Below are 12,562 nucleotides of genomic sequence, written 5' to 3'. Positions count from 1 at the left end.
CTCCCACTTCCTCTTAAGGGTTCCTTTTTCTTGTTTTAATTGCAGCCCGGGACTCCACTGCCAATTTTGGTATAAAAAATGTAAACAAGACGATTAACACAATGACAATCATACCGATAAAGATCGTTGTTCTGATCGATGTGCCAGCCGGCTCGTCTGCCGGCATTTGCACACTGTCTTTCTTCTTTAGATTGATTTCATTCTTAAACAACCCAATTTCCCGGGATTTGACTGCCACCGTACTTGCTTTTTCACGATTTGACGATTGAAAAAGATAAGAACGATCGCTCCGATCCGGCAGCTTCTGACTTCCATCAAATTGGATGTCGAATTGCCGAACGGGAATGGTATTCTTCATTTCTATTTTCTTTTGATCATGCAAATAATCGGTGTTCTTCTTAAACTTTAGCCTTTCATAAAGTAAAGGCTCTAGATCTTCTATCGATTCATTTGAGTCGGCTTTCCCAACGATTGCTGTCAGCGTCCATCCGAACATACTTATGAATAAAGCGATACACATGATCTTTATTTTCATACGTTTATTCCACCGCGGAATGATCGATCATTCGATTTCGATTGATAAAATAAGAAATGGTCAGCATGACAATAGCGATCGCACCTGTAATTGTCACTCCCCAGCCAAATAGTGTTTCTGGGTCATATTTAATCGATAGGAAGACTTTTGAAAGCACATCTGGCATATTGATTTCCGGAACACCCAGAATGAGCAACGGGCTAATATACACACACATCAATACGATGCTTGCAATCCATCCCGCAGTCGGACTCATATCGAGCGCTGTCCGGATCACTGCTGCGCTTGCCAATAGCAACAGTACTGTGAAAATCGTCCATTCGATGGCACGATCATCTCGTAAAATGTACATATTGACACTGTACAAACTAATGACTAATCCAACGAGCAGCGATAGCATGGCAACCATCCCTAAACGAATGCCAAGCGATCCTTCTTTGAACCTGTGGCTAAAGAAGCCTATTAATAGACTGCTAATGAGTAAGATGATAAACAAAATCATCGGCGGCACTTTTTTCATTTCAGCCGCCACAGCAGCCTCGCCTTTTACTTCGAGCGGATTGACAAAATGGTTGAATACATAACCGTTTTCCTGGCCATCTACATAAGTGTTGGCTAAAAATGACTGGATGTCTTCTGCAAATGCAGACATCGCTTCTAAGTTGGTGTTCCATTTTGTATCAAATTCATTTGACGTGTTTTTGATCCCATTCGCTTTTCCGTGAAGATCAACTGCATAACTAACCAGTTCATTTTGCCGATCCGATAACGATGTCATCAAGGTGCTAAGTGACAACAGCTGATGACCGACATTTTGTTGTCCCGCCGTAACTTCCCCTTCTCCGACAGTTTGAGCAGGCTCACCTGATGCAATCATGTTCGACGGTGTTCCAATCTGCGCCAGTAAAACTGCCGCCTGGTCATTAATCGAATCTAGGTCTGTCATCAACGCAGAATGTTGTTCTTGCATCGATGCCTCGTACCCGGACATAATAGCCGCAAATGTTGAACTTAAGTTACTCATGCCCAGCTTCGTTTCCGGAATCCCTTCTCCGACAGACGCCCAGCCTTTAAGTTCTTCTTCATTGATTTCTACAACGTTTGCCAAGAGCGTTGTCAAAATCTCGTCTTTTAACGTTTCATCCCGATGAATCCCTGCTTTTTGTTCATCCAGCATGAAGCCTAGCTGCTGCAATTTTACGTAGTAGGCTAATAGTGCATCAGCTTGCTGGCTTGCGGGGCCTTGCGCAAAAAGCTTCTCCAACTGTTTCCGCTTATCGGTTGATAGCGCCGCATGCTGCAATAATGCAGACTCTTTAGTACGTATTTCATACAGTAATTTTGCTGTGTCATGTGAATAGTTCTTCAAAATATATTGGATAGATTCATACTCTGCATACAGCGATGCAAAACCTGCATACAGATTCTGGTATTCCGTCGCAGCTTTTGCATAATCCTCACGATCCGCACTGACCAATCCGTTCCAACTACTTGCCGCTTGCGTTAGATTGTCCGACACTGTTCGCAACGCCGCCTCAAGTTGGGTCAGCTCATTTGCCATTTCGGATTCAGGATCTTCTTCCGTCACTTTCAACTTTAAAGCCGCGACAGCTGCCGCCAATTCCGTCATTTTCGTCTGCTCGACTGATAGATCCGGTAATGCTCTCGCAGATTTTTCTTCTGTTTTTTTCTGCAGTTGATCGCTGGTCGCTTGCGCGTGCTGGCGATCAAAGAGGTTCGTATTTCCAACTACCGTTTGAGAAGATCCGCCTTTTCCTTCTGCGATTCCTTTTTCTAATCTCCTCAAAATGGATTCGTTATAACGGTCAATCGCAGCACCCTGTACGGCGATCAGTTCTTCTAATTGTCGATTGACTTGTTGTTTTCGTATCGCAGTCAGTGCCTCAAACTTTTCTTTGTTGGCGTCAATCACTTCATTCACTTGTTGAATTTTCCCATTGAGTTGGTCATTACTTTCTTCAAGTACAAGCACAGACTCATTAAATTGCTGCATCTGGGTAGCAGCGGCAGCTTGAATTTTTTCTAAACTGTTACTCTGGACTTCTAATAGTATTTCTTTTTGAAGTTGTTGGAAGTCTTTGTACTGTTCAACATATTGGACAAAACCGTTCAGCTGCTCTTCAAATGTTTGCGCATCTTCAATTCGGGCATCATGCGTGCTGCTGGCAGTTCCAATTGTCGTTCGGAGCTCTTCCATTTGATCTTTCTGTCGCTTCATCTGTTCCGCAAGCGTTTCAGACTCCGGCTTATAATACGAAGTCAAGGCATCAAGAAATTCCGTTTCTTTTGTTAAAAGATTCGAGAATTCCTTTTTAATATGATCCATTTCTTGCGCAACGTAACTCCAATACAATGTAGAGATTTTTTGGTTCACACGCCCTGTTGCTGATTCGATTTCTTGCAACACTTTCTGTTTTGCAGAACCATTACCTTGACGTTGAACTTGATAAGAAAACTCCGCTTTCTCCGGATTTTCCTGATCATAAGACATAACGTTTTCCGAAAAATCGGATGGAATATAGACAATCGCATCATACTGATTGGCTTTCAATCCATTGACAGCCGCCCCGCGCGCCATTACTTTCCATTCGTACGGCGAGTCTTCCGATAAAATGGAGACGACTTCTTTCCCCATTTCGATCGTCTCCTCATCCTTTGCATCGCCAAGGTCTTCATTGACAACGGCAATGACCCGCTTCCCTGAACCACCGAAGAGGCTCCCCCCTACTAATTGAAAAAACAATATAGGGACAGCCAATATCAATAGAATGCCTGCTATGAGTTCAATGACTCGTTTTTTACTGCTGTTCATTGCATAATCTTCCTTTCAACCTTGCATAACGGTGTTAACACTTTTGTATCATTGCCATTCAACAAGTAATGGGCATACCCGATCGGAAGTTCTTGTTCCCTTCGTTCGTATGCAACTGAAAAAAGTGTCTGCTCGGACTTTTTCATAAAAATGAGCGCTTGACGAACGAGCTTTAGCTCATTTGTAAATGCGTCGTAACCTTTCGTAATTTCCGCGTTATTGCCGGAAACAATGACATTGAAGCCTAAATGTGTGTAGTTTTTCATCATCTTACTGAGTCGATCCTGAATGCCAATATCCGCCACTTGTAAAAATCTTGAATAACCATCAATGACGAAATACGAAGGAACGATTTCTCCCGCACCTTCCCCTCTCTGCATTCGTTCCACATAGATTTGTTCCATTTGACTAAAATACTGCTCCGCTACTGTTAACCACGCGGTCAGCTGCTCTTTCGTTTCTAAGTAGTCAATATTTTCTTCATGTGCAAATGCAGACAAACCGCGCTCAAAAGAATCAAAAATCACGACGAAAGCTTTTTCCTGCTCCACGATCGTTTGAATCATCCATTTCAGCATATTGGTCTTTCCACGCTGCGCTTGTCCAATCAGTAAACAATGACGATTTTTTTGGAAATCGATGGCGATGGGCTGTACGGTTTCCTCATCCAATCCAATTGGAATAAGGCCTGCTTTTTTCGGTTGATCAAGATACGTCACAAAATTGAGGGTTGTCAATTCATGCGGCAACATCGGAATTGGCTTCGGTGAATCAATTTGGTAATATTTGCGCTTCATTGTTTGGACGATTTTCTTCACAGATTCCAACACTTCAAAATCGTTGTCACCTTCTGCCGGCAAGTATATTTGTGAGAAGAATGATGCTTCTTTCTTGATCACTGCCCTGCCCGGGAAAGGTTCCTGATCAAACGGCACGCGCCCAACTACCGTAAATGCTTCCGATGCATCCATTAAGTAATGGACAATTTTCGTCTTTAAGTTATTCATTAGTGATTGCCTTACAGATAGCGCTCTTGTTGCGCTGATAAACAAGTAAATCCCAAGCGATTGTCCGTCTCGGCCCAGTTGATTCATCTGTATTTCAAAGTCTTCCATTTCTTCTCGGACGATATCGTAATTATCAATGACGATATACAATAGCGGGTAAGGGATAGATGCCACTTCGTTATACATGTTAATATTGCTGACTTCCGCTTGTTGGAATGCCATCTTTCTTTTTGCGATTTCCGATTTTAACAATTTCACTAATTTATCTCTTTTTAGTTCTTCGTCTAAAGTGAAGTAGTCTGCCGTATGCGGAAGTTGACGAAGCGGCAGTAGAGAGCCGTTACCATAATCAAGGATGTAGAAATTCGCTTCAGCCGGAGAGAGATTGTCTGCTATACCAAGTAATGCGGTAAGAAGTGTATAAGATTTTCCATATCCAGAAGATCCAAACACCCCTAAATTCCCGTCACTCATCAGGTGATACATAATCGGTGTTTGACGCTGTTTCTCTGGTTCATCAATCATGCCAATCGGTACTTGTAACTGATCCGTAACCGTCCTTTTATGGCTGGCAATCCTAAACGGCAATGGCGGTAACCATGGACTCGGTAATCTTTGAATGTCCATATCTCTCTGCGTTTCAGCGATTTTAGCCGTTACCGCTTCAATTTCCGTCAATTTTGTTTTCTTTTTCCCCGGATTCGCCTCGATTTCGGAAAGTGGATCGTATCCAAGATCTGTCACAATCGCAATTTCATCTTCTCCATCAACTGTCTCTTCCATATAAGGGGCCCCACTCCAAGCCGATTGGAAAAGCTCATACACTTCATTGTTGCCGACTTGTAAGTAACCGCGGCCAGTTACCGTAATGGAAGCCGCATCAGCGTTTTTCAAGATTTCTTTACTATCCGATGCGTCCTGCACTTTTAATGCCACTCGGAAACGGGCGTTACTCCAGATCTGGTCATCGATAATACCGCCGGGCTTTTGCGTTGCCAAAATAAGATGTACACCAAGACTTCGGCCAATCCGCGCGGTACTGACAAGCTCCCGGATGAAGTCTGGTTCCTCACTCTTCAGCTCAGCAAATTCATCTGAAATAAGGAAAAGATGCGGCAACGGTTCTTCCGCCTTCCCTTCTTTATACAAAGTCGTATAATCATCGATATGTGTAACTGTATACGTATCAAAAAGACGCTGTCTTCTTTTTAGTTCACTATTAATAGAAGCAAGCGCACGCATACTAAAGTTCTTACTTCCTTCAATATTCGTAATCGTGCCGAGCAGATGCGGAATATGTCTGAACGGCTGTGCCATTCCCCCGCCTTTATAGTCAATTAATAGAAAAGCAACTTCATGCGGGTGAAAATTGACGGCAAGTGACAAAATGTATGTCTGCAGAAATTCACTTTTCCCCGAACCGGTCGTTCCGGCTAAGAGCCCATGCGGTCCGTGTGCCTTTTCATGCAGGTTCAGTTCGACAAGATCCGTTTTTCCTTTAAAGCCAACGGGTACAGCGAGTGACTTCGCCGACTCATTCGTTAACCAATTCTGTTCAATTGGCAAGTCTTCTACTTCGTTTACGTCAAACATTTCCAAGAACCCAACGGAATTTGGAATGGAATTTGTAATGCCGACTTGGTGATTCAATGTCTTTAGCATTCTTGCAAAACGTTCATTCGTTGCACGTTCGTATGGATCCAATCTAAAAGGAATGCGGACTGCTTTTTTAGCATCGATTAAGATTTCTCCTTCTTGCTCATTCACATACTGGATCAGTGTATGGACATTTTCGGTCATTCTCTCTTTGGCAGAAGCTGCGAAAATCACAGATATCCCGAGTTCTGCATGATCTTTTCCTTCCAAATACTCTAAAATGACGTGTTCGGCGAGTAATTGATAGTCAGATACGATAAAGACAAGATGCGGCGTGAAAACAACTTTTCCTTTATTTTCATCGACATCGCGCTCTCGAATCATTTCGTAAATCCTCGATAAAAGCTGATCCCTTGTTTGCTCATTATGGATGAGCCCTTTCGCATGCATATGTGGCAATGTAAAATGTGGAAGCCATTTCATCCATTCCATTTGTGCATAATGCGTATGGTTAAAAATATGGATCATGCGAACATCGTGATAACTGTGGAAAAAAGCAAGTTGACCAATGAGCTGATGGAGTTCGCGCTTAATGACAGCCTCTTTACCGATCAGGCCAACGATTCCTTGGGACAAGCCAGCTGTGATGGGTGCATCAGGAATTTCCTTAAATGCAGTTTCCATTCGTTGAGATTGTTCTAACAGATCATCCACTTCCCTGTTCGCCAAATCATTTGTGGCTAACGAAATGTCATAACTTGACGGCACATTGCCGGTTCCCAATCGAAACTCGAGAAGGTCATGACTATCCATCGTCTTTTCCCAAATCCTGCCCGACAACTGGTTTGTCATATGCTTCATCCGTTCGAAGGATGGAAAATGGTAGTCTAGTACATCCTTCTGCTGTTTGGAAAGCGCATAGAGCTCCTCACGCATATTTTTAAGATAGGCTGTATAGACACGCCTTCTTTTTTCCTCATTCAGTTTTCTTCTTTTTTTCTCTCTAAAATATTGTACAGTTGACGTGACAAGCGTCATCATAAACATCGTTAACGAAATGATGATGAAAACGCCTCGGGGGATTAAAAATGCTACAAGTCCTAGAACAATTAACATGACTAGGGGTGGAGTAATGATGAGCCAGAGCCCGCGACCGGAATGTTCACTTTCTTGCGAAGGAAATGTAATGGAGACTTTTTCCTCCGGCAAGTCATAAATCATTCGGGGTGTACGTCTATAGGCCGGGTACACTTTTGCCGTTTCGGATTGGGGCACGTCAAATTCAGGAAGCTTTGAGTGAAAATTAGCAACAGACAACACTTCCAGCACATCTTCGTCTACTAATTTCACTTCCATAAATGCCCATTGAATGACATCGCCCTTTTCTACTATCGGGTTTCCCTCCTGCTGTTCCCCATTCAAATAAAGTGGACAATGAGGCGGCATCTGCACCTGCCAGCCTGCCGCAGTTTTTAATAATGAAAAACTGCCTGTTTCTCGATGATGATTGGCATTTTCATCTTGACTAATGGATGCTGTTGGATCACTTAGTCCGAATGTTATTTCGTTTTCAAAGCCTATATAAAAAGTTTCCCGATAACGCCAAGCCGATGTTAAGTAAAGATGTAATACTCTTCCTTTTCGTGGTACGGATATTGGCGTTTCTTTTGTCAAAAAACCTAGTCGCTGATTGTCTTCTGAAACAAAAAAACCATCCTCTCCAGCGTCAATTGTCATCGGACCCCGCGGAAATGGGAACGTCAGCATTGTGATATCATCGGCAATATCGTTGCCAATGGATAATTGTTTCTTCTCGTACTCGTTAAATTCGAGTCGTTGATAATGCCGATCATAAAATAGCCAAAGTTGTAACACGGCATTCACCTTCTTCTATTAATCAATTACGCCTCGGCGTTCCGCTGATTTACGTTAAATCTATTTTAAGTAGCCGGTTGCCCCTCTGTGATCTGTTCTTGTTCAGGCTCCGGCTCTTTTGTTTTCGAATCGTCTTGCACTTCTTCTGGCTGCTCCGTTATTGTTTCCTGGGGAGCAGTGGTTTCTTGTTTCTCTTGCTTTGGTTCTTCTTTTGTTTCCATTTCACTTTCTTGTTCTAGCAGTTTTTTGTACTCGTCGACTTCATCATCGATTTCTTTCAGCAATTGCTGCTTCTTTTCGCCTGATAGTTTCTTTTCAGCTTGTATTTCTTCGCGCCTTTTCAATAGGCCATAGGTGATCAGTTCACCATCTTCCATCGAACGGGCTAAGTCAACTGCTTTCGCCGCTTCTCCCCGTCCTATGTAAATCCAATATTTTAAGTAATCCTCATCTGTTCGAAGGGTAATATTCATCAGCACATTTTTCTTTTGTTCTTCTTCCAGCCTTTCATTCACCACATAGGAATGGGCAAGTTCATACAAAACAATGTATGGCATGCTTTTCACGCTTTGCGGTGATAGTACTGTAACGACTTGACTGTAGTTGTGTTCTAAAAAATGTGAATGACTTTGTAGATACGCCTCGTGTTTCGGCTTGTTGTATATAAAGTAATAAATGGTAAATAAAAGTGCGGGAATAAGCAATGCCCCAAGACCAATTGTGACAAGCTTAAAAATTTCCCACTTTTTATTTGGAAGCGCTATGTGCTGTTTCTCTTTTTCCTCAAGCAATTTAATTTGTTGTTGAATATATTGCAATAATGCTTCATGGTCGGTCATTGACATAATTGCCGCTCCGACTTCATTTAACTTCAAAGCATCACTGTATTTTACATATTCATCGAATGCAACGGCTCCATCTACCACGGCAGCAACTGTTGCTCTGGATTCCAGCCAAACACGTTCTTCATCTTTTACGAGCGGCGGCAATCGATCCACTACCCCATAATGAAGAAAATGAGGTGTCATACCGGTGCTATAGACGATGTTTTCTGGACAAACAACGAGCGTCAAACGGTCATACACATGCGCTCTTACTTTCTCGATCAGTTGATACGCAAAAATCCATCTCGACTTCTCGTCTTCCAACTGGAGTTCATCGAACCTTTTCAATGATTCAGGTATTTGTGCGGTGATAATTAACTCATCCTCAGACATATGAGTTTCTTTTCGGATGGCTGTTTCTACTTCTTTCAAAAAATTAATTTCCGCTTGATTTTTTAATCCGATCCGCTCATTTTGAAATATGAAATTGGTTGTATGTTGTTCTTGATGGATGTCTGCGTCAAGAAGGCTTTCTAAATAGCCGATCACTTTTTTGGACATGATACGATTTCTCCTTCAAATGATTTCAAGCCGATCCCCTGTCGTGATCCCACAGTGTGCCAACGTCAAATCTCCTGGGAATAGTTTGTCTTTATTGACCACACGAATCCAATGTCCTTCACGCTGTTTTTCTGTAATTGACTGCGCTTGTCTAGCAATATCAATCATTTTTTTGATCGTGTGGTAATCCGATAACCTAAGGTCAAATGCATCCCCGTCGTAATTTGTAAGATCGACTGTAATTTCTATATACATTTTTCCACCTCATTATTTTTCCACCTCATTAAAGGAAGGAGCGTCTTCTACTTGCGAGAAAGACGCCCCTTAAACCGATAGTATGATTGGAACTTAACCGCGAATTTGGCTAGCAACTTGCTGGTCTGCATCTTGTAATGCTTCTCCAGCACGATTCAATTGAATGCCAACTTCACTTAACAGTTCACGCATTTCATTAAAATTTGGCTTTAGGCGCTCGTACTGCTCCGCAAATGCAGCACTTGAAGCCCCTTCCCACGCTGATTGCAACTCACCAATCATACCGTCCAGGCGGCCGATTTGAGTAGCAACCTCGCCTGATTCATGTTGGTAACGATTGGCCATTGCTGCCAGTTCTGCTGGTGTAACGCGAATAATTCCTGACATTTGCCCCATCTCCACTTCACAAATAAATTTTATAAAATAACTGAAAGAAACGGATTGCCTAGCAACCATTCCTAACCAGATATTTTCAATTAAAAATCTCTTCCTTAATAGGATTATCACACCCATTTTTTGGTGTCAAAGCAGCCAAGTGACATGAACAGGCAGTTAGACACCATGCCATTTGACATAAAACTTCCAATTCCCCAAAAGAAATATCATTCTTTTCATTATGTAGACATAAAACCGGGAATTCCCGACTATAAAACTATGTTTTAACAATCATTTATTTAGGAAACATATAAAAAAACAGGATCTTAGATGCATTTTCCAAAAATATGGATATTTCCGATTGAAAGTACCTATATTTTTTATTTAGTCACTTCTTAAATCCTTCACATCTAGACTACGAAGATGCGGGCGATTATAAGGTAAAACCGAAAAGACTGTGAACCTTTTGTGAATCCAATTAAATACTCCTATAGTTATGCTAAAATTTAGGAAACACATTAAACAATGACGGAGCGAATGCAGTGATAAATTATAATACTAATCGAACTAAACATGTTAAACGCAATTACAAACCGGCCATCATCACAATCTCTGCCATTTTAATCGGGGCGATTGGTGTTCTTTCCGGAATGCCGGGTGTTGAAGATTTTGATGCATTTGATGTGACCATTCTTCCACTTATGAATGCTATTTTGAACAGCTTCACATTTTTGTTTTTAGTTGGGGCGCTAGTTGCTATTTTGAAAGGGAACGTTACAGTCCATCGCCGTTTTATTTACGCAGCTTTTGGGACGACATTCTTTTTCCTCCTCACATATGTCACTTTTCACTTCTTATCTCCATCTACGCCTTACGGAGGAGAAGGCATCATGGCAGCCATTTATTATTTTATTTTGATCACGCATATCATTTTGGCAGCCGCCATTGTTCCACTTGCGCTTACGAGTGTTGCGCGTGCTTGGAATATGGAAAATGAACGCCATAAAAAAATTGCGCGCTGGACAATGCCCATCTGGCTGTACGTTAGTTTAACCGGCGTTTTGGTCTATATTTTGATCTCTCCGTATTACTAATCAATGAAGAAAATGAAACGAGCTCCCCAAGCCTGTATAAGGAAAGGGAGCTCGTTTTTATTGATTAAATTTTTTCAACATCAAAACATGAGGAATCCCGTCTTCGAGAAACTCTTCTGATGCCGTCTCGTACCCGAGCTTGCGATAAAATCCTTCTGCATGTGTCTGACCGTGAAGTTTCACACTGCTCATGTTATTTTCTACCGCAAGTTCTTCTAACTTCTGGATAATAATCTTTCCAATCCCTTTACTTCGAAAAGGCTTCAAGATACAAATCCGTTCAAGTTTCCCGACTCCTTCAACAAAACGCAAGCGGCCTGTGCCAACTGCTTGGTCTTGATCAACGACAAGCACATGTTCACAAGGGGCATCTAGTTGATCAAATGCGTCGAATTCATCTTCAAGCGGGACCCCTTGCTCGTGGACGAATACTTCTTTTCTAATGTCAAATGCTTGGTTAAGTTCAGTCTGAGTGGTGATTTTTTTAGCTTGCATCGTTTTCTCTCCCTACTTACACTTCACTTTTTATTATTTAAAATATCATGCTCCCGTTCCAACAGTAAAGAGGAAGCCTCGGCTGATCTCGGCTTCCTCTTTTGCATCGTTTATTTTAAATAGGAAAGATCAATAAGACCTTCGATATCGTTGCTTGAGATGTAACCTGCTTCTTGACTAATATCCGCCATTTCTTGAATGACTTTTTCATTTACTTCAGTCGTGACTTCTAGTTTCGCGAACGCCGCCGCTGTTTCTTCTTTATTAATTTCTTTACCTGTCAGCCCTTTAATATGTTGAATGACTAACTCCTGAGCTTCTTCCGGGTTTTGTTGGATGAACTCAACTGCTTTTTTATGCGCTGTTAAATAGGCCTCTACATGCTCTTTGTTTTTTAAAAACTCATCGCTGGCCGCTACGACTGTATTCGTCGATTCTTTCCCCCAAGCAAATTCATCCCAATCAAGGATCAACTTTCCTTTTGCTTGTGATTCAAGGATATTTCCCCAAGGCTCTTGTGTAGCCGCTGCATCTACCGAATTTTGAACAAAAAGTGTTGCCGTATCTGCCGGAGCCGCTGCAAAAAGTTCGACCGTTCCCCCGTTGCTTGTCGTCGTTAAATTGACGGCTTGCAGTGCCTTTCGAAGCATAACATCTTGTGTACTGCCAATTACCGGAATGGCTACTTTTTTACCGTCAAGATCAGCAAGCTTTGAAACACCGCCGCCCTCACTAGCGACAAGTACTGCTCCCCCATTGACCGCACCCGAAATAAGGCGGAATGTTGGGTTTTTCACGTAAAAGTTTAGCAATGGCCCCGGACCAACTGTGCCGACATCGATTGATTTTGTCGTCATTGCTTCCATGAATAGCCCACCATTGCTCACCGTTTTTGTTTCAATTTTAACCTCTTCCCCAAAGGCTTCTGTAAAATAGTCATTTTCAAGCGCAACGATGGTCGCAATATGGGTTAGATTCGGGAAATACCCGATTTTGACTGTTTCGCTACCGGACGATGAAGAACCTTTTTCTCCGGCGCAAGCGCCGAGAATTCCGATGATGAAGATGAAGATAAAAGTGAAAATGATTCGTTTTTTCATTGCTACCTACTC

The 12,562-nt window shown here is 42.2% G+C and carries 9 protein-coding genes; 1 reads left to right on the top strand and 8 read right to left on the bottom strand.

Features of this window, described 5'->3' with window-relative positions; translation table 11 throughout:
• Positions 1–13: 13 nt before the first annotated feature.
• The 6 genes from essA to AU377_RS14640 form a co-directional block, all read right to left on the bottom strand.
• Complete coding sequence (gene essA / locus AU377_RS14665) at positions 14–535, bottom strand: type VII secretion protein EssA (protein WP_067408563.1); 522 nt, start codon at positions 533–535, stop codon at positions 14–16.
• 4 nt (positions 536–539) lie between these two features.
• The gene (gene esaA, locus AU377_RS14660; RefSeq protein WP_067408561.1) at positions 540–3,368 is read right to left on the bottom strand and encodes a type VII secretion protein EsaA; all 2,829 of its coding nucleotides are present in this window, start codon (positions 3,366–3,368) and stop codon (positions 540–542) included.
• Positions 3,365–7,846 carry a type VII secretion protein EssC gene (gene essC / locus AU377_RS14655; protein ID WP_067408559.1) on the bottom strand — a complete coding sequence of 1,494 codons (4,482 nt, stop codon included), beginning with the start codon at positions 7,844–7,846 and terminating at the stop codon, positions 3,365–3,367. Before essC ends, esaA begins: the two co-directional genes overlap by 4 nt.
• Before the next feature lie 65 nt (positions 7,847–7,911).
• Entirely contained in the window at positions 7,912–9,231 is a 1,320-nt protein-coding gene (gene essB / locus AU377_RS14650) for a type VII secretion protein EssB (RefSeq protein WP_067408557.1), read from the bottom strand.
• A 15-nt stretch (positions 9,232–9,246) separates the two neighbouring features.
• A complete protein-coding gene (locus tag AU377_RS14645) occupies positions 9,247–9,486 on the bottom strand; it encodes an EsaB/YukD family protein (protein WP_067408555.1) in 240 nt (79 codons plus the stop codon).
• Positions 9,487–9,579: 93 nt separating this feature from the next.
• Entirely contained in the window at positions 9,580–9,873 is a 294-nt protein-coding gene (locus AU377_RS14640) for a WXG100 family type VII secretion target (RefSeq protein ID WP_067408553.1), read from the bottom strand.
• A 530-nt stretch (positions 9,874–10,403) separates the two neighbouring features.
• On the opposite strand from AU377_RS14640, the gene AU377_RS14635 reads away from it, so the two are divergent.
• The gene (locus AU377_RS14635) at positions 10,404–10,955 is read left to right on the top strand and encodes a DUF420 domain-containing protein (protein WP_156450462.1); all 552 of its coding nucleotides are present in this window, start codon (positions 10,404–10,406) and stop codon (positions 10,953–10,955) included.
• Between the two features lie 57 nt (positions 10,956–11,012).
• On the opposite strand, the gene AU377_RS14630 is transcribed toward AU377_RS14635, so the two are convergent.
• Both AU377_RS14630 and AU377_RS14625 read right to left on the bottom strand, forming a co-directional pair.
• Positions 11,013–11,450, bottom strand: a complete 438-nt coding sequence (locus tag AU377_RS14630; RefSeq protein ID WP_067408551.1) for a GNAT family N-acetyltransferase — start codon at positions 11,448–11,450, stop codon at positions 11,013–11,015.
• A gap of 110 nt (positions 11,451–11,560) precedes the next feature.
• The gene (locus tag AU377_RS14625; RefSeq protein WP_067408549.1) at positions 11,561–12,550 is read right to left on the bottom strand and encodes an aliphatic sulfonate ABC transporter substrate-binding protein; all 990 of its coding nucleotides are present in this window, start codon (positions 12,548–12,550) and stop codon (positions 11,561–11,563) included.
• Positions 12,551–12,562: the final 12 nt, after the last annotated feature.

It is taken from the genome of Sporosarcina sp. HYO08 (assembly GCF_001563475.1).
Taxonomy (GTDB): Bacteria; Bacillota; Bacilli; order Bacillales_A; family Planococcaceae; genus Sporosarcina.
Note: the sequence above shows the minus strand (reverse complement) of the source record. Positions and strands in the feature narration are given on the sequence as shown.

Coding starts and splice junctions, on each gene's coding strand:
- essA (WP_067408563.1), bottom strand. CDS start 535: ATGAAAATAAAGATCATGTGTATCGCTTTATTCATAAGTATGTTCGGA.
- esaA (WP_067408561.1), bottom strand. CDS start 3,368: ATGAACAGCAGTAAAAAACGAGTCATTGAACTCATAGCAGGCATTCTA.
- essB (WP_067408557.1), bottom strand. CDS start 9,231: ATGTCCAAAAAAGTGATCGGCTATTTAGAAAGCCTTCTTGACGCAGAC.
- AU377_RS14645 (WP_067408555.1), bottom strand. CDS start 9,486: ATGTATATAGAAATTACAGTCGATCTTACAAATTACGACGGGGATGCA.
- AU377_RS14640 (WP_067408553.1), bottom strand. CDS start 9,873: ATGTCAGGAATTATTCGCGTTACACCAGCAGAACTGGCAGCAATGGCC.
- AU377_RS14630 (WP_067408551.1), bottom strand. CDS start 11,450: ATGCAAGCTAAAAAAATCACCACTCAGACTGAACTTAACCAAGCATTT.
- AU377_RS14625 (WP_067408549.1), bottom strand. CDS start 12,550: ATGAAAAAACGAATCATTTTCACTTTTATCTTCATCTTCATCATCGGA.